Origin of the sequence: Hymenobacter sp. IS2118 (genome assembly GCF_000715495.1) — a bacterium.
Classification (GTDB): domain Bacteria; phylum Bacteroidota; class Bacteroidia; order Cytophagales; family Hymenobacteraceae; genus Hymenobacter.
This window is the reverse complement of sequence record NZ_JNLX01000148.1, coordinates 71,840-88,821: the sequence shown is the minus strand read 5'-3', so window position 1 is coordinate 88,821 and position 16,982 is coordinate 71,840. Positions and strand designations below refer to the sequence as shown.

The window sequence follows — 16,982 nt, the reverse complement described above, 5'->3', positions numbered from 1 at the left end:
AGCGGACGCCGTACCTTTGTGGCCTATGCTGAACCCCGCCACCATCGTCCTCAAAAACGGAAAAGACCACTCCCTGCGCCGCCGCCACCCGTGGGTATTCTCGGGCGCCATTGCCCGCGTGAAGGGCGACACCCACGAGGGCGACCCCGTGCGCGTGGAAGCCATCGACGGCGAACTGCTAGGCGTGGGCCACTTTTCGGGCGGTGGCTCCATTGCCGTGCGCATGCTGGATTTTGGCGAAAACAGCGCCTTGCCTTCGCCGGATTTTTGGGAGAAAAAACTGAGAAACGCCTACCAGCTGCGCCAGCGCCTGGGCCTCACCGGCACGGCCGACACCAACGTGTTTCGGCTGGTGCACGCGGAGGGCGACGGCCTGCCGGGCCTGATTATCGACGTGTACGGCGACGTGGCCGTGGTGCAGGCCCACAGCGTGGGCATGTACCGGGCCCGCCCCGAAATTGCCGCCGCCCTGCAAGTGGTATTCGGTGAGAAGCTGCGGGCCATCTACGACAAGAGCGCCGAAACTGTACCCGGCAATGCCGTGCCCGACGCTAAAAATGGCTACCTCCTGGGCGAAAGCACCGGCACGGAACACCTGGTGATGGAAAACGGCCATCAGTTTGCCGTGGATTGGGAGACGGGCCAGAAAACCGGCTTCTTCATTGACCAGCGCGACAACCGCGCCCTGCTGGCCCGCTACTCGCCCGGCCGCAAGGTGCTTAACACCTTCTGCTACACGGGCGGCTTCTCGGTGTATGCCCTGGAGGCCGGCGCCGAATTGGTGCACTCCGTGGATTCGAGCAAGAAAGCCATTGCCCTCACCGAGCGCAACGCCGAGCTCTCGCACCACGCCGACCGCCACGCCGCCTACCCCGACGACGTGCTGGGCTTCCTCAAAAACCACTCGGCACAGTACGACTTGCTGGTGCTCGACCCGCCCGCTTTTGCCAAGCACATGGGCGCCCGCCACGCCGCCCTCATGGGCTACAAGCGCCTGAACATGGCCGGTATTGCCCACCTGGCACCCGGCGGGCTGCTGTTCACCTTCTCGTGCTCGCAAGTGGTGAGCCCCGAGCTGTTTGAAGGCGCCGTGCTGGCCGCCGCCATTGAGGCGGGCCGTCCGGCGCGCATTTTGCACCGCCTCACCCAGCCGGCCGACCACCCGGTGAGCCTGTTCCACCCCGAAGGCGCTTACCTGAAAGGGCTGGTGCTGGCGGTGGAGTAGTGCATAAGCGGCTTTTAGCAAGCGAAAAAACATCCAGAACGTCATGCTGAGCTTGTCGAAGCATCTCTACCGCAATAGTAAAATTGATTACTTATTCAGTAGAGATGCTTCGACAAGCTCAGCATGACCGTTTTACGAATCCCTGAACAACTTCTCTCGTTTATGCCTCTTGCCAACACGGTGCTGATGGTGCGCCCCGCCAGCTTTGGTTTCAACGCTGAAACCGCGGCGTCAAACCATTACCAGCAACATTTGGCCGCGGCCGACCTTACCGCGCAGGTGCTGGCCGAATTTGATGCGGCGGTGGCAACTTTGCGCGGCCGGGGCGTGCGGGTCCAGGTTTTCGACGATGAGCCGGTGCCGGCCAAGCCCGACGCGGTGTTTCCTAACAATTGGTTTTCGACCCATGCCGACGGCCGGCTGCTGCTCTACCCGATGTGTGCGCCCAACCGCCGCGCCGAGCGCCAACCCGACCTTATAGCGGCGCTGGCGCGTGAATTTGAGGTGCGCGAAGTTGTTGATTTATCGGGAAATGAGCTGGAAAATCGGTTTCTGGAAGGCACGGGCAGCATCATTTTCGACCACGAGCACCGGGTGGCCTACGCAGGCCTGTCGCCGCGCACCGACGCAGATTTGTTTGAGCAGGTGGCGCAGCAATTGGGCTACCGGCCGGTAGCTTTTCGGGCCACCGACGCACGGGGGCAGGAAATTTACCACACCAACGTGATGATGTGCGTGGGGCCGGGCGTGGCTGTGGTATGCCTCGACAGCATTGCCGATGCCGCCGAACGGGCCGCCGTGGTGGCGTCGCTCACCGCCACCGGCCACGAAATAGTGGACATCTCGCAGGAGCAGGTGGGCCAGTTTGCGGGCAATATGCTGGCCCTGGCGCCTGCTACTGGCGGGCAGCCCCTGCTGGTGCTGTCGCAGCAGGCCCACGATGCTCTCACCCCAAATCAGCGCCAGACGCTGGAGCGCCACGCCGCGCTGGTGCCGCTGGCCATCCCTACTATTGAGACGGTGGGTGGCGGCAGCGCCCGCTGCATGCTGGCGGAGGTATTCCTGCCAACTAAACCCGCTTGAACGGGGTTGTCAACCGACTACCGCTTCATTCCCTCGTTTGCCCGTGTTTCGTAAAAAGGAAAAAACAACGTCTTTGCGCCAGCCCGTGGCCGTTATCGGGGCGGGTATTGCCGGGCTGGCTACGGCCGTGCGACTGGCCGTTACCGGGCGGCCCGTCACAGTATTTGAGGCCAGCGGCACGTTCGGGGGCAAGATGCACCAGTTCAGTTTGCCGGGCGAATACCGGTTCGATGCGGGGCCGTCGCTGTTTACGCTGCCGCAGCTGGTGGACGATATTTTCCGGCTGGCGGGCCGCGAACCCAGTGACTACTTCCGCTACGAGCGGCTGGACCCCATCACCAACTACTTTTTTGCCGATGGCACCCGGCTCACGGCCTGGTCCGATGGCCAGAAATTTGCCGCTGAGGTGGAGGAAAAGCTGGGGACGCCCGCAGCGGCGGTCACGCAGTTTCTGGGCCGCAGCCATAAGGCCTATGATGCCACCGCGGGCACGTTTCTACATAAGTCGCTGCACAAAGCCAGCACCTACCTCAGCCCCGAAACGCTGAAAGCGGTGGCCGCGCTGCCCAGCCTGGGCCTGCTGGGCACCATGCACCAACGCCACGCTCAGGCCTTCACCGACCCGCGCCTCGTGCAGCTCTTCGACCGCTACGCCACCTACAACGGCTCGGACCCGTACCAGGCGCCGGCCACGTTGAGCATGATTCCGCACCTGGAGCACGGCATTGGCGCGTTTTACCCGGAGGGCGGCATTTATGCCATTGCCAGCAGCTTGGCGCGCCTGGCTGAGGAGTTCGGGGTGAAGTTCCGGTACAACGAGCCGGTGGAGGAAATAGTAGTTGCCGAAGGCCGCGTGACCGGCGTGCGCACAGCGCAGGACGTGTACGATTTTGGCCAAGTAGTGAGCAACATGGACGTGGTGCCCACCTACCGCCGCCTGCTGCCGCGCGAGCCCGCACCTGAGCGCACGCTCAGCCAGCCGCGGTCGTCCTCGGCGCTGATTTTTTACTGGGGTATCGCCCGCGAGTTTCCGGAGCTGGACCTGCACAACATCTTTTTCTCGGCGGACTACCAGCGCGAGTTCCAGGCCATTTTTCAAGACAAGACCGTGGCCGACGACGTGACGGTGTACGTGAACATCACCTCCAAAAAGACGCCCGCCGACGCCCCCGCCGGCCACGAAAACTGGTTTGTAATGGTGAACGTGCCCCACGACCAGGGCCAGGACTGGGACGCCCTCACCGCCAAAACCCGGGCCGTGGTGCTGCGCAAGCTCAGCCAAGCCCTGGGCACTGACCTGGCGCCGCTCATTGCCGCCGAAAAGGTGTGGACGCCGCCCGGCATTGCTGCCGACACCTCCTCGTTTGGCGGGGCGCTCTACGGCAGCTCGTCCAACAACGCGCTGGCGGCGTTCCTGCGGCACCCCAATTTTTCGGGGCGGCTCGAAGGGCTGTACTTTTGCGGCGGCTCGGTGCACCCCGGTGGCGGCATTCCGCTCTGCCTGCTGTCAGCCAAAATCGTTTCTTCGCTTATTAATGAGGCCTGAGCATGGGCAATAAAAAGCGGCTGCTGGGCTGCTTGCTGCTGTTTTTTGCTCCTCATTCCTTCTTATGGTTGATTATACCGAGCCGTTACCGGCCGCCAATACCCGCCGGCTGCGCGTGGCCCAAGGGCTGATATTGCTGTTTCACATCACCGGGTTTGTGGGATTGGCCTTCACCGATAATCCGGAGTTTTACCTGCGCTTCACGCCGCTCACGCTGCTGCTCACGGCGGGGCTGCTGTTTGCGTTGCAGAAGGACCGGGGCTTTAGCTTCTGGGGTTTTGGCCTCTCGGTGGCCCTGCTGGGCTTTGCGGCCGAAGTGATTGGGGTCCGAACGGGCTGGTTTTTCGGGCATTACTACTACGGCGCTACCATGGGCTACAAAGTGCTGGAAGTTCCCCTGGCCATTGGTCTCAACTGGCTGGTGCTGACGTGCGTATGCGGCACGCTGGCGCGCTACCTGCCACTATCCGAGCTGCCGCGCACGCTGGTGGCCGCGCTGCTCATGGTGGGCCTCGACGCATGCATTGAGCCCGTGGCCAGCACCTACGACTTCTGGTACTGGACGGCCGACGTTATTCCGTTCCAGAACTTCCGGGACTGGTTTATTCTGTCCTGTTTAATGCAAATGCTATTCAATCGAGCTAGTTTCAGCAAAAAAAATCCCCTGGCTCCACTTGTGTACCTGACCCAATTGCTGTTTTTTTTCTTCCTGGGCACGCTGTAGCAGGTGCTTACCGGGTAGTTTCGCAGCTTTATCCCTTGGGCCGAACTTCCGGGGTTGTTGCTCCGTTAGGCCAAAAAATTCCTTTGCGCCTATGCCCCTCGCTACCCCTGTTGCTGTTATTTCATTAGAGCCAGCCCTGCCCGTGTTTTATACGCACGGGCTGCGCACGGCACCCGATGCGCTGCTGGCGCAAGCCCTGGGCCTTACCGTGGCGGCCCTGAACCAACAGTACCCCGACCGGGCAAACCTGGTGCACGGAACCATACAGGCCGATATGGAGCGCCAGAAGCGGGAGCACATCGCGCTGTACGCGCAATACTCCACGGCCGTAGAGCGGCTTTATGGCCTGCTGCAGCTGGGGCTGCGCGATTTGACGACCATTCCCGGAAATTTTTATGCCGACCTGCAAACCGATTTTCCCAACAGTTGGGAAGCGGTTCTCGACCACCTTACCACGTATTCGTCGCCGCAGCTTCAACAGCTGCTCAACGATGGAATTCGCAACCGACTCTTCCGCTCCGACATCAACATCAACCTGGTAACCAAAATACTGATTGAGCAGCTCAACATGATGCTCAACCCGCAGGTATTTCCATCGGAGCGCTACAACATGGGAGAGGTATTCCGCAGCATTTTCCTGTACTATATCCGCGGCATTTGCACTGACGATGGCGCCCGCATCGCGGCCGAGCATTTTTCCCGTTTGTAATTGTTGCCAGATGTCAGACAGTCGCCAAGCTCGCCTTGTCTAAATTTATATCAAAAAGCCCTCCCGGCGTGCGTTTCCTGATGGGGAAGCACACGCCGGGAGGGCTTTTTACAAGACCGGTATTAGCTTACGAGACTTGGAGGCCCCCAAAGGCCTGCGGCTCCCGCGCCACGTGGTCTACGATGCGGCCAATGGCTTGGCCCAGAGTAGCATCGCCAGCCACGTAGTCCTGCAGGTGATGGAAAACGGCGCGGTCGAGCGGATTGGTTTTGGTGGCCAAAAAGGCAACGGCGCAATCGGCCACGTACTCACGACGGGCCCAGGCCGCGCGCTGTTCGGGGCCGAGGCCGGAAGGTTGAGGCGAGAAATAAGGAGAAGGCACAGCGGAGGAATTCAAGCGTTGAAGAACAGTTGGAAGAGCGGAGCGTGGTTTGAGGGGCCATTGGTTAGTTGGCCAAAACACTGCAAACCTTGGGTTTACACCGGCTAGAAGCGCTTGCCCAACAATTGGCAGCACGGCCTCCCAGCCACTAGCGCAACCGCTGGTTGGCCATTGCGAAAACCGCGCCAGAAAGCGCATCAAGCGGTGAGCAATAAGCTACAGGCCGCAAGCTTTCCTTCTGATTATCAATTGCGTGCCAGCCATTCAATGTGCTCCTACTTTTGCACCACTGCTTAAGGGCGACAAAACCGGGCGCGGGCGCTTAAAAAAGGCACCATTATCTGACGACGCAATAGCGCCAAGCACTTTGGCAAAACGCCGCGCTACCACCCTGCCTAACGCTTTTCGGCATTCGCAACATCCGCTATGGCAGCAGCAGCGGCGCTTTCATATTCAGGTGGCCTTGTTTTTCAAGTTGCTTGGCGGCGGCGGCTACTTGGGCGGGGTCATGGGTATTTACCAGAATGAGGGGGCCGGTTGGGCCGTTGATGCTGAGCAGGAAGCTGCGCTCGGGCCGGAGGCGCTGGCGGCGCAGGGCGGGCAGGTGCTGGCGCAGGTAGCGCAACGTGGCTTTGTGCTCGCGCGTAACCAGAATAACCGGTAGCACCTCGCCGCTCAGGGCGCGGCCCAGGGCTTTTTCCGAATTCAGAATGGGCGACGATGAATACGTGAACGTGCTTCTAAACCGGTCGCGGAACGGCCGCACGGTGGCCTGAAAGTCCTCGGCATCGGTCCAGTAGAGCACATTACGGAAGAGGTTGCCGTAGTCGGTGGCGGCCTGCGGAAATGTTTGGTCGAAGAGGCCAATGGCCTGGCTCACGAAAAGGCTATCGATAGACTGGCCGCGCTCCACGTAGCCCGTCATCAGCGGGTAAATGGCCCTGGCGTAGCGGTTGATGTAGTCGTCGTGGTACCACTCGCCGGTTTCAGGTTGGCCAGTTTGCCGGGCGTAAATCCACTCGCCGGCTACCGTGGCCAGGGCTTCTTCCATCAGGTTGTAGGCCGAGCGGGCATTGGGCGAGGCGTGGCGCAGGTACCAGCCTTCGAGCTGCTGCTGCAAGCCCCGACGCTGCTGTACCGACAAAGTATGGCTCATTTCATGAAAAACCACGGCCGTGCCGTCCACAAAGGCACGCGAAACGGGGTGGCAGTCGAGCAACACCAGGTTGCCGGTGGCGGTGGCGTGGTTGGTAAAAATCTTCCCATCCTTGCTCTGCTTCCCATCGAGCTGCGGGTTGAGCAATACGCGGTAGGGCAGCTCATCGGGCCAGACACTGCCGTAGAAAGTGCGCAGCTGCCCGAATTTTTGCATCAGCTGACTGTTGGCCAAGAACTTGGCGTAGTCCGTACGCAGCCGGTCCAGCTCGGCGGCGTGGGGCTGCCAGGCCAGCGTGTCGAAGGCGGGCGTGAAATAGCGGTACACGCTATCGAGGCTCAGCAGCACCTCGTTGGGTAGCAGGCCCACGGTGCGGCGCTGCAGGTCGGCCAGGCTCTGGGCGTCGGCGCTGGCGGCCAGATAGGCGGGCTCGGTGGAGCCCGCGCCGCCCATCCGGCCGGCGGGGTAGCCGTCGCGGTCAAAATTGGCTTCGTAGTCCAGGCCCTGGTAACGACGCAGCCAGCGCTTGGCCTCGGGCGTATTGAAGCGGCTGGCCTCGAAGGCCCGGCGGCTACCCCGGTAGCTGCCGCTACCACCGGCCAGGGTTTGCACGAACCGCACCAGGCTGTGCGTGCGGTTCACTTCGACGGTGACGGCCGGGCCGGCGCTGGCCGGCGACGCCTGAGCCCAAAGTGACGGGCTCGTTAGCAGGAAAATACTGAACAGCAGTTGTTTCATACCGCTAAAAGTAGCGGCGAAAGACCGTTTCCAAACCGGGACAGGGCTTTTTGTGTCGAGCGGGCCGCCGGCAATCAAGAATAACGGCTACCGCGCCAGCAGCCAGCCCAGCAGCCCGGCCCGCGCCGTCCAGGCCAGCGTCCGAAACCAGTTGGTGCGGATGAGGCCATCAATGGCAATGTAGTCGTAGCCAGCCGCCAGGCGGTTGTGAAACGGCACGGAAATGAAGAACGTGACGGCCCACACCAGCACCACCAGGCCCAGGCTCCACCAGCCGGCGCCGGCGGGCAAGGCCCCACGCCCAGCCAAGGCCAGCCAGACGGCCAGGACCAGCTCGGCCACCATGGGCGCCAGCACTACGTAGCTCATGCGCCGGGTGTGGGCGGCATGGAAAGCCTCCCACGCCGCCTTGGGCACCTGCCCAAAGCTGGGGTAATGCACCACCTGCACCGTCCAGATGAGGCCAGTGAGGTAGGCGGCGGCGGCGAAATTCAAGAGTAGCAGAAGGCGTAGCGACATCGAGGAGAAAATAATTATGGCTCCAACATACGGCTTCTTTGCTTCAGTTGCTGGCGCGCGTCTCCGACGCGTTGCCCGCTGGTTTCGCGTCTGTGACGCGCAGGGCCAACGAGACCAGACGGGGGCCAACGCATTGCGGCGGTGGAGAAATTCACGCGCCTCATCGTGGCTCGGAAACCGGAAATCGTGCTGCTGCTGCTGTGGGAAATCGGCAAGTCGGCGGCCGATTCGGAGAAGAAATTCGACCGCACCGTGGCCTACATTCACAACACGATTGATGCCCTCAAAAACCTGGACCGCGACTCGTCGCGCTTCACTATTGAGGAAGGCATTATTGGCCAGATTTGGCGCTCGCCGTTAGGCGTGGTGCTCTGCATGGACCCATTCAACTACCCGCTGAACGAGAAGTTCTGCGTGCTGATTCCGGCTCTCGTTATGGGCAACACTGTAATAACATTGTGGAGAGCCAGGAAAGCAGCTTCCTGAGCACGCGCTTCATTCTGTAGCCGCGGTATCGCAGTATTGAAAAGGCCACTCCGTATTGCCGGAGCGGCCTTTTTACTGGTCGCTGAATCGTTTTTTTTAGGCCAACGGGCTTTCTACGGATTCGGCCACGGGAGCCTCTCGCGCTTTTTCCAGGGCAGCGGGCAGGCTGACGGTGACGTTGGTGCCCGCGCCCGGCCGGCTTTGGATAACCAGCGTGCCCCCGTGCCGGTGCACGAAAGCCCGGCACAGCGCCAGGCCCAGGCCCAACCCAGTGGCCTGGGGCGAGGCAATGGGGGCAGGCAGCGCGGGACCACTCATGAGCGCGGCTACTGCGGCGGCGCTCATACCGGGTCCTGTGTCGGTGCAGCTTAGCAGTACCATCTGGGGGTTGTCGGGGTCGGGAGCGGCCTCCAGGTGCACGCGCCCTTCGGCTGGCATAAACTTCAGCGCGTTGCCCACCAGGTTGCGCAGAATGGTGCGGGCCATGTTGCGGTCGGCCAGCAGGCACAGCCCGGCGGGGGCCGACGCCGTGAGGTGCTGCCAGCTGGCGGCCGCCGTGGTCTGGTACAGCCCCTGGCACTCGCTAAAAAGCTCGGCAACCTGTAAGGGTACGGGCCGGCAATCCAGCTCCCCGGTTTGGCTCACGGCCCAGTTCAGTACGTTGTCGAGCAGGTGGTTGAGGCTATCGGCAGCCTGGCGTACCAGTGCCGGTAAACGCGCCAAGCCGGCTTGGTTGTTTTGGGCAATGTAGGAATCGATAAGGCTAGTGACGCCTGCAAAGGCCGTGACGGGACCACGCAGGTCGTGGGCCACTATGGCGTACAGCTTGTCCTTAAATTCGGCCACGCTGCGCAGCTCAGCCGACGCCTGTTCCAACGCCTGGTGGTTGGCCGCCAGCGCGGCGCGGCTGCGACGCAAATTGCGGTACAGATATACCGAAACAAGCAGACCAACAGTCAGAATAGCTACCACGCCTACCAGGAGCCGGTTGCGCCAGGCCTGCTCCCGCTGCTCTTCGGTCAGCTGGCGCAAGCGGAGCGCCCGCTCCTGTGCTTCGTAGTTAACCTGCGCTGAGGCCAGGGCTTGCATGGTCTGCCGGCTGTTCAGCGTATCGTTCAGAGCCACATAGCGTTGGTTCCACTCGTAGGCCTGCTGGTAGCGCGCTTGGTCGGCCGCTTCGGCGGCTAAAATGGCGTAGGCATCGAGAGCCCGCTCCAGGTAGTCGCTTTGCCGAGCCAGCCGCAGGGCTTCGCGGGTGGCCGCGTCGGTGCGCTCCGGCTGGCCCGTCTCGATGTAGTACATCGCAAACATTATCAGCTGATTGACCTGGCTGCGCACGGCATTTTGCCGGCTGCTGATGGCCAGCGCCTGGGTAAGCAGCCGCTTGGTCCGGCCCAGATTGCCCACCTGGAGCTGGTAAGTGGCCAGGCTGGAGAGGTAGTTGGACTGGGCCGTGGAGTCGCCATCGCGCCGGGCCAGCGCCAGGGCAAGCGAATCGAAATGCATGGCCTGCCGGTACTGCTGACGGAAGAAAAACAGGCTGCCCACATTGCCCAGCAGCCGCATGCGGGTCCGGGACCGTACGCCCGGCTGCGACATTAGCTCCAGGCCCTGGCGGTAGTGCTGCCAGGCCGTAACCGAATCCCGCCGCTCGTGGTAGATGCCGCCCTGAGCCGTATGGGCCCGCGTGAGGGCGTCGGCATTCTGCAGGCGGTGGGCCAGCATTTGGGCTTCCGTGAGTAGCGTAAGGGCTTCCGGGCCATTGGACAGGTTGGCGTAGCAGCTAGCCAGGCGGAGCAGGCTGTGCAAAAGCACCGGGGCTTGTTGGTTGGGAGGCAGCGTGCGGGCCAGCGACACGGCCGCCTCACCGTAGGGCAGGGCCTGTGCGGGCCGGGCGCTGTACAACGCGGTGCACATGGCGGTCAGGAGCCGGACGCGTGTGGTGTCGGGGAGCGGCGTAGCCAGCTGTTGGCGCAAAGCCACGGTATCGCCGGAAGTTGGGGGCGCGGCCATTGCCTGCCCCACTGCCGCCAGCAGCAACACCAGGGCCATGAGCCCCTTACTGAAGAAAACGAGTCTACTCACGGATAGCGGCATTGTGCTAGCCAAAGATAGTCGTTATGCCGTCTATTTCCCGCTTTAGTACTATTTCAAGTAAAAGAGTCCAGTCCGCACCGTTTGCGCATTTTCAACACACTCAAACACCCTGTATATCAGCAACTTATTTTCGATACGCGGTTTTGGTGTCTTCCGCCTTCAAAATCCGTTTTGAGAAAGGTTAAGGCAATTTCCTGGGCTTGCGCCTCGCTCACGTAACGGGCCGGCACGCACAGCACGTTGGCGTCGTTGTGCTGCCGGGCCAGGCTGGCCAGCTCGGGCAGCCATGCAATGGCCGCCCGCACGCCGGCGTGCTTGTTGGCCGTGATGCAAACCCCATTGGCGGAGCCGCAGAGCAGAATCCCCTTGGTGAATTCCCCCGCTTCTACGGCGGCCGACAAGGGGTGGGCTACGTCCGGGTAATCCATCGACTCGGCCGAAAAAGTGCCAAAGTCCTTTACTTCGTAGCCTTGGCCACTCAACCAGGTACGCAGCATTTCCTTATGCGAAAAACCGGCGTGGTCGGAACCGAGAGCAATTTTCATGGGATGACAGATAAAGGTGGAGGGCCGGCGAGTCCTGGTAAACTCCGGGGTTATTTGGCGTTGCTGAGCTCGCTGTTCAGGCGGTCTACGGCGCTGCGGCGCACAGAACGGGCAATGCTGATGCTTAGCTCATAAAGCAGCAGGATGGGAATGGTCACAATAATCTGCGACGAAATATCGGGCGGGGTAATAATGGCCGCGAGAACCAGAATAACCACAATAGCGTGCTTGCGGTACATCTGCATGATTTCGGGCGTGATGAGCCCGGCTTTGGCCAGGAAAAACACCACCATCGGCAGCTCAAATACAAAGGCGCAGGAGAGCGTCATGGTCGTGAGCGTGGAGATGTAGCTCTGCATATCAATCTGGTTCTCGATGGTGGCATCCACCGTGTACGAGGCCAGGAAGTTGATGCTCAGCGGCGCGGCCACGTAATAACCGAACAACAGCCCCAGAATAAATAGGATGGACACGAAGAACACGGCCCCCTGCGAGTTCTTCCGCTCGTGCGGGTACAGGCCGGGTTTCACGAAGCGCCATATTTCCCAGAACAGGTACGGAAACGCCAGCACGATGCCCACCACAAACGAAGTGCTGATGTGCATGGACAGCTGCCCGCTCATTTCGCGGTTCTGAATCACGAAGTTGACGCTGTTCTCGCAGGGCTCGGTCGACCCAAACCACTTGCCCAGCTTGCAGAACATCTCGTAGGTCCAGAAGTCGTTGCGCGAAGGGCCCAGAATCAAATCGTGGAATAGAAAGTCTTTAGCAAAAAAGGCCCCGGTGGCAAATACCACCACCGAAATAGCCGCCCGGATAACGTGCCAGCGCAGCGCTTCCAGGTGGTCGATGAAGGACATTTCGTGCTGGTCGCCCGATGAAGATTGTGGTTGCACAGAAAGGAATTAGTGAATGAGTGAATGAGCAAATGGGCGAATGGGTGAATGGGCAAATGGGCCAGAGGACCATTCACCCATTCACCCATTCAGCTATTCACCCATTGTTAAGCGAAAAGCGGGTAGTCCTGCAGCCAGTTGTTCACTTGCTGCCGCACCTGCCCAATGCGGGTGTCGTTGTCGTGGTGGGTCAGGGTTTCGTCAATCAGCTCCACGATGCGGCCCATGTCGGCTTCGTCCAGCCCGCGGGTAGTTACGGCCGCCGAGCCAATGCGGATGCCGCTGGTCACGAACGGCGACTTATCGTCGAAGGGCACCATGTTCTTGTTGATGGTGATATCGGCCCGCACCAGCGTGTTTTCGGCCAGCTTGCCGCTGACACCCTTCGAGCGCAGGTCAATCAGCATCAAATGGTTGTCGGTGCCGCCAGAAATAATATCGTAGCCCAGGCCCACAAAAGCCGAAGCCAATGCCTGCGCATTGCGCGCGACTTGCTGGGTGTAGGTTTTAAAATCGGCGTGCAGCGCCTCGCCAAACGCCACGGCCTTGGCGGCGATGACGTGCTCCAGCGGCCCGCCCTGGGTGCCGGGAAAAACAGCACCGTCGAGCACGGCCGACATCTGGCGGATTTCGCCTTTCGGAGTTTTCAGGCCGAATGGGTTTTCAAAGTCCTGGCCCAGCATGATGAGGCCGCCGCGGGGGCCGCGCAGGGTTTTGTGGGTGGTGGTGGTCACAATGTGGCAGTGCTCGAACGGCGAATTCAGCAAACCCGTGGCGATGAGGGCCGACGGGTGCGAAATATCGGCCAGCAGCAGGGCGCCCACTTCGTCGGCAGCTTCGCGCAGGGCGGCGTAGTTCCAGTCGCGGGAGTAGGCCGAGGCCCCGCAGATTATCATTTTGGGGCGCTCACGGCGGGCCGTTTCCTTCACCTTTTCCCAATCGATGAGGCCGGTTTCGCGCTCCACGCCATAAAAGCTGGGCACGAAGTACTTGCCCGAAAAGTTCACCGGCGAGCCGTGCGTGAGGTGGCCGCCGTGGCTCAGGTCGAACCCCAGGATTTTGTCGCCGGGCTTGAGGCAGGCCAGGAACACGGCCGCGTTGGCCTGGGCGCCGGAGTGGGGCTGCACGTTAGCCCAGGCCACGCCAAACAGCTCCTTCACGCGGTCGATGGCCAATTGCTCCACCTGGTCCACGATTTCGCAGCCGCCGTAATAGCGCTTGCCGGGCAGGCCCTCGGCATACTTGTTGGTGAGCACGGAACCCTGAGCGGCCATCACCTGCTCCGAAACATAGTTTTCGGAAGCAATGAGTTCGAGGCCGTGGGTTTGGCGGGTTTTCTCCTGCGCGATGAGGTCGAAAACGGCGGTATCGAGGAGGCGGGCGGGGGCGGCTGTTTGCATAAGTCCAAAGGTAACAGGCGAGGCGGGTTAGTAGATTTGAAAAATACGAGTTTAGCCCCGGTAAAATGCGCCACATTATCCGTCGCCTCATTCCCGCGTCCTCTCCTAACTGTTTCGGTTGTTACTTGCCAGCGTCTTTGCTTTTCCACCATGTCCGCGCCCCTCGCCGAAACCCTCACCCAGCTACGCGTCGGCAATCAGAAGTTTCTGATTGACTTTTACCAAAGCAGCCGACTTCTATTTGCTCGCTGGGCCCAACGCCAGTACCAGCTGGCCGCGCCACAGGCCCACAGGCTACTGCAAGACACGCTGCTGGATTTTTACGACCAAGTGGCCGACGGTCGCCTCACCCTGCTGCCCGCCGACCTGCGGGCCCACGTCTACGGCATGGCCCGGCAGCGGCTGGCCGCGCACGTGCCCGCGCACCAGCCCCTGCCCGCCGCCGAGGCCAGCCGCCGCCAGCGACTGCTGGCTCAGTTCAACCAGCTCGGCACCGATTGCCAGCAAGTGCTGACTTACTTTTACTTCCGGGCTTACAACTTCGAGAAGATGGGTGGCAAAATGGGTTTTCCCAACGCCACTGTGGCCCGCCGCCAAAAAGGAATCTGTCTGCGCAAACTTTACGAGCTGTTGAAATGAGTCCCCTGACTCCCTCTACCGACCTGCGGCCCTACTTCGACGAGCTGGAACGCTTTGCCGACGGCCAGATGTCGCTGGCCGAGCAGGAAGCTTTCGAGCTGCGACTGGAAGCCGAAGAGCCCCTGGCCGACGCCTACGCCGCCTACGAGCAGCTAACCGCCGACCTGCGCTGGGCAGCAGGGCACGACACCCTGCGCCTGCGCCTGCAAGCCCTCGACGAACGCATGAACGAGCGCGGCCAGGCGCTGGCCAAAACCAAGCTCCTGGAAAAAGTCCGGCAACGGCGCTGGATGATTTTAGGCAGTTTGGGCGTGTTTTTACTACTAGGTGCGGTCGTAGCGGCCTGGTACTTCAGCCGCCCCAACACCGCCGTCATCGCCCACGATTGGGAAGACTACTACCAACCCGACCCCGGCCCGACCGTGACGCCTAACCTGCTGCGCAAGCGGCCGTTTCTCAGCAAAACCCTCAAAGAATATCAGGCGGGCCATTATTCAACGGCTTTGCACTCGCTCGACCGCGTCCCCGTGAGAGTAGGGTCCGACACGGTGCGCTACGTGCACGGCCTTATTCTGCTGCGCCAGAACCAAGGCGACGCCGCCCAGGTGTACCTGCGCCTGGTGGGTGCCCGCGACAGCACCACCGAACTGGCCCACCGCGCCCGCTACCACCTGGGCATGGCCCACTGGCAGGCCAAGGAAACGCGCGAAGCCCTGGTGCAGCTACGCATCGTAGCCGCCGATTCTTTAAGTCCCTACCGCGCGCTGGCCCGGCACATCGTGGCGTCCGGCGCCCTCAAAGAATAGGAGATTTGAAGTGGCTAACAGCGGTTGCGAACTAAAATCGCGCCCGCCCCTAGCGCTTGCCGATGGCGTAGCCCGGCTCCCGGTTGGCCACCGTGGTCAGCTCCCAGGTGTCGAGGTTGAGGGCCGTGAGGTGGGCCAGCTCGGAATTGTGGCGGTATACGCAGCCGGTATCGAGGCCGAGGGCGCCGGGGTGGGTGGCAGCCCTGGCGCACACCTGCGCCGTGGGCGTGGGCACATGGCCGTGTAGCAGGCGCCGCCCGTCCAGCCGCGAGGCGTCGAAAACAAACTTCTTGGTATTGAGCATGGCGTGATGGTCGCGGCGCATTTCGGCGGCGGGCAGCGCGAAATCATAGCCGGCGTGCACGAGCACGAAATCGGGCAGCTCAATCTCATAAGGCAGCGCCGCCAGCCACTCCAGGTAGCGCGCCGGAATGTCGGACAGGCGGGCCACGCCGAAGCTGCGCAGCGTGGGCAGCCGGCCGCGGGGCCCCAGCCAGTCCCAGCGCCAGCGATGGCGGGCGGCGTCGAGCAGGGCCTGGTCGTGGTTGCCGCGCAGGCAGTGCACCTGGTAGCCGCTGGCTTGCAGATGCATCAGGTAGTCGAGCACGCCACGACTATCAGGGCCCTTGTTCACGTAGTCGCCCAGCAGGTACAGCACGTCGGCAGTAGTCAGGCGCAGCGCCTCTTCCACGAGGTAGCGGAAGGTGTGCAGGCAGCCGTGCAGGTCGGTAGTGGCGAAGCGGCGCACGGTGAAAACTATTGGGGTCGAAAAAAACAAAATCACGCTGAGCAATGCTGAGCGTGATTTTGTTTTCAAATCTAAAGCGCAAACGGTGAGCTAGTGCCCGCCGCCGTAGGCCGGCTTGTCGATTTCGGGCTTGTCGAGGTTGCGGTTCGGGTCGAGGATGCCCGCATCGAGGGCGGCCTGCTCGAGGCGCTCCTGGGTTTCGGCGTCGCGCGCGTTCACGGTCAAATCGCCGGTGCCCTTGGGCAGGCCCTCGCCGGTGGGAGCACCTTTATTTTCGCTGGATTGCTGGTTGCTGTTATCAGACGACATAGTGGAGAAGTGAAAATGTGGAAAGAAAGGATTGATTTTGTGCTGCGGTAGCCGGGGAGGGTAGGCCCAGTGCTTGCTATTGGTCGATGGCCGTATCGGTGGCGTCGGGGTCGTTCAGCTCGGCATTGGTATCGGTGCCGGTGATGGGTGGCAGGGGGCGGGGCTCCATCTGGCCCATGCCCACGCGGGAATTCGGGTTGCGCATTTCATCGAGGCCGGGGCGGCGGTCGTGCGCATCAAGCTCATCTACCGGGCCCACGGGGCGCAGGGCGGCCTCGTCTTCGTCGTCGGGACCATCCTGGTTGGGACCATTGGGGCGGCCTTCGTCTGAGGTACGCATGTTGTCTTTGGGGTGGCCCACCTGGTCGGCGTCGGAATTCACGCTCACGGCCGTAATTCCGTCCTCGCTATCAGTGCCAAAGCCCTGCTTGCCGTCGCGGTTGCCAAAGCCCCCGCGGGCAGCTTCATTCTTGGGCGGGTCGGCGTTGGGAATGTGATGGCCGGCCTCCATTTCTTCATTAGTGGTGTCATCGTTGATGACACGAACGGGGCGATTATTGGGGTCGATGGCCATTGCTTTTGTGTATGAGGGTATGGGGGGTGTGAGGGCGGGAGGGACTAAGCGAGCACGGCCCTTAAAAGGTGTACTTTAGTTCCTGCCTTTGGGTTGTGCCTTTTCCTACCCTCCCACCCCCATACCCTAAAAAACCCTCCTATGTGGACCGAAACCGATAATAGCCTGCGCCGCCACTTCCGCTTCGCGGATTTCAAAACCGCTTTCGCCTTTCTCACCGAAGTGGCCGCCGAGGCCGAGCGGCTCGACCATCACCCGTGGTTCAGCAACGAATACAATACGGTTGAATTTCGCCTCCGCAGCCACGACGCCGGCAATGCCGTGACCAAGCGCGACCACCAGCTCGCCGCCGCCATCGATGCCGTGGCAGCACGGCACGCCCCGGAATCCGCGTAGCGCA

The 16,982-nt window shown here is 61.6% G+C and carries 18 protein-coding genes and 1 pseudogene; 9 read left to right on the top strand and 10 right to left on the bottom strand.

Annotation, left to right across the window (positions count from 1 at the left end; all coding sequences use genetic code 11):
- Positions 1 to 28: 28 nt before the first annotated feature.
- The 5 genes from GM79_RS14645 (at position 29) to GM79_RS23190 (ending at position 5,287) form a co-directional block, all read left to right on the top strand.
- Entirely contained in the window at positions 29 to 1,225 is a 1,197-nt protein-coding gene (locus GM79_RS14645; RefSeq protein WP_152560010.1) for a class I SAM-dependent rRNA methyltransferase, read from the top strand.
- Between the two features lie 162 nt (positions 1,226 to 1,387).
- Positions 1,388 to 2,308, top strand: coding sequence for a citrulline utilization hydrolase CtlX (gene ctlX / locus GM79_RS14640; protein ID WP_035565158.1), 921 nt, complete (start codon positions 1,388 to 1,390; stop codon positions 2,306 to 2,308).
- Positions 2,309 to 2,351: 43 nt separating this feature from the next.
- A complete protein-coding gene (crtD, locus tag GM79_RS14635; RefSeq protein WP_235184074.1) occupies positions 2,352 to 3,854 on the top strand; it encodes a 1-hydroxycarotenoid 3,4-desaturase CrtD in 1,503 nt (500 codons plus the stop codon).
- 64 nt (positions 3,855 to 3,918) lie between these two features.
- Positions 3,919 to 4,578, top strand: a complete 660-nt coding sequence (locus GM79_RS14630) for a carotenoid biosynthesis protein (RefSeq protein WP_035565155.1) — start codon at positions 3,919 to 3,921, stop codon at positions 4,576 to 4,578.
- A gap of 91 nt (positions 4,579 to 4,669) precedes the next feature.
- Positions 4,670 to 5,287 (top strand): hypothetical protein, encoded by a 618-nt coding sequence (locus tag GM79_RS23190; protein WP_152560008.1) that lies wholly within the window; start codon positions 4,670 to 4,672, stop codon positions 5,285 to 5,287.
- Positions 5,288 to 5,414: 127 nt separating this feature from the next.
- Here GM79_RS23190 and GM79_RS14620 read toward each other — a convergent pair whose 3' ends face one another.
- The 3 genes from GM79_RS14620 to GM79_RS14610 form a co-directional block, all read right to left on the bottom strand.
- Entirely contained in the window at positions 5,415 to 5,684 is a 270-nt protein-coding gene (locus GM79_RS14620; protein ID WP_035565152.1) for a hypothetical protein, read from the bottom strand.
- 409 nt (positions 5,685 to 6,093) lie between these two features.
- Complete coding sequence (locus tag GM79_RS14615) at positions 6,094 to 7,563, bottom strand: hypothetical protein (protein WP_035565151.1); 1,470 nt, start codon at positions 7,561 to 7,563, stop codon at positions 6,094 to 6,096.
- A gap of 87 nt (positions 7,564 to 7,650) precedes the next feature.
- Positions 7,651 to 8,082, bottom strand: a complete 432-nt coding sequence (locus GM79_RS14610; RefSeq protein WP_035565150.1) for a hypothetical protein — start codon at positions 8,080 to 8,082, stop codon at positions 7,651 to 7,653.
- Between the two features lie 129 nt (positions 8,083 to 8,211).
- Between GM79_RS14610 and GM79_RS14605 the strand changes: the two are divergent.
- A pseudogene (locus tag GM79_RS14605) lies at positions 8,212 to 8,535 on the top strand (aldehyde dehydrogenase family protein); the annotation flags it as partial.
- A gap of 129 nt (positions 8,536 to 8,664) precedes the next feature.
- Here the strand turns inward: GM79_RS14605 and GM79_RS14600 are convergent.
- The 4 genes from GM79_RS14600 to glyA all read right to left on the bottom strand — a co-directional run bounded on the left by GM79_RS14600 (position 8,665) and on the right by glyA (position 13,506).
- Positions 8,665 to 10,653 carry a sensor histidine kinase gene (locus GM79_RS14600; RefSeq protein ID WP_161787185.1) on the bottom strand — a complete coding sequence of 663 codons (1,989 nt, stop codon included), beginning with the start codon at positions 10,651 to 10,653 and terminating at the stop codon, positions 8,665 to 8,667.
- 128 nt (positions 10,654 to 10,781) lie between these two features.
- The gene (gene rpiB, locus GM79_RS14595) at positions 10,782 to 11,210 is read right to left on the bottom strand and encodes a ribose 5-phosphate isomerase B (RefSeq protein WP_035565141.1); all 429 of its coding nucleotides are present in this window, start codon (positions 11,208 to 11,210) and stop codon (positions 10,782 to 10,784) included.
- A gap of 50 nt (positions 11,211 to 11,260) precedes the next feature.
- The gene (gene tatC / locus GM79_RS14590) at positions 11,261 to 12,106 is read right to left on the bottom strand and encodes a twin-arginine translocase subunit TatC (protein WP_235184073.1); all 846 of its coding nucleotides are present in this window, start codon (positions 12,104 to 12,106) and stop codon (positions 11,261 to 11,263) included.
- 107 nt (positions 12,107 to 12,213) lie between these two features.
- The gene (gene glyA / locus GM79_RS14585; protein ID WP_035565136.1) at positions 12,214 to 13,506 is read right to left on the bottom strand and encodes a serine hydroxymethyltransferase; all 1,293 of its coding nucleotides are present in this window, start codon (positions 13,504 to 13,506) and stop codon (positions 12,214 to 12,216) included.
- 150 nt (positions 13,507 to 13,656) lie between these two features.
- Here glyA and GM79_RS14580 point away from each other — a divergent pair, with 150 nt between their 5' ends.
- Together GM79_RS14580 and GM79_RS14575 are read left to right on the top strand one after the other, a co-directional pair.
- On the top strand, positions 13,657 to 14,145 hold the full coding sequence (locus GM79_RS14580; protein ID WP_035565134.1) for a hypothetical protein: 489 nt from the start codon (positions 13,657 to 13,659) through the stop codon (positions 14,143 to 14,145).
- Positions 14,142 to 14,951 (top strand): hypothetical protein, encoded by an 810-nt coding sequence (locus GM79_RS14575; protein WP_035565131.1) that lies wholly within the window; start codon positions 14,142 to 14,144, stop codon positions 14,949 to 14,951. The genes GM79_RS14580 and GM79_RS14575 overlap by 4 nt, the downstream gene beginning before the upstream one ends.
- A gap of 49 nt (positions 14,952 to 15,000) precedes the next feature.
- On the opposite strand, the gene GM79_RS14570 is transcribed toward GM79_RS14575, so the two are convergent.
- The 3 genes from GM79_RS14570 to GM79_RS14560 form a co-directional block, all read right to left on the bottom strand.
- Complete coding sequence (locus GM79_RS14570) at positions 15,001 to 15,699, bottom strand: metallophosphoesterase family protein (RefSeq protein ID WP_035565225.1); 699 nt, start codon at positions 15,697 to 15,699, stop codon at positions 15,001 to 15,003.
- A 90-nt stretch (positions 15,700 to 15,789) separates the two neighbouring features.
- Complete coding sequence (locus tag GM79_RS14565) at positions 15,790 to 16,008, bottom strand: hypothetical protein (RefSeq protein WP_035565129.1); 219 nt, start codon at positions 16,006 to 16,008, stop codon at positions 15,790 to 15,792.
- A gap of 76 nt (positions 16,009 to 16,084) precedes the next feature.
- Entirely contained in the window at positions 16,085 to 16,582 is a 498-nt protein-coding gene (locus GM79_RS14560) for a hypothetical protein (RefSeq protein WP_035565127.1), read from the bottom strand.
- Between the two features lie 93 nt (positions 16,583 to 16,675).
- Here GM79_RS14560 and GM79_RS14555 point away from each other — a divergent pair, with 93 nt between their 5' ends.
- Positions 16,676 to 16,978: a 4a-hydroxytetrahydrobiopterin dehydratase gene (locus tag GM79_RS14555; RefSeq protein WP_262489458.1), complete on the top strand. Its 303-nt coding sequence runs from the start codon at positions 16,676 to 16,678 to the stop codon at positions 16,976 to 16,978.
- Positions 16,979 to 16,982: the final 4 nt, after the last annotated feature.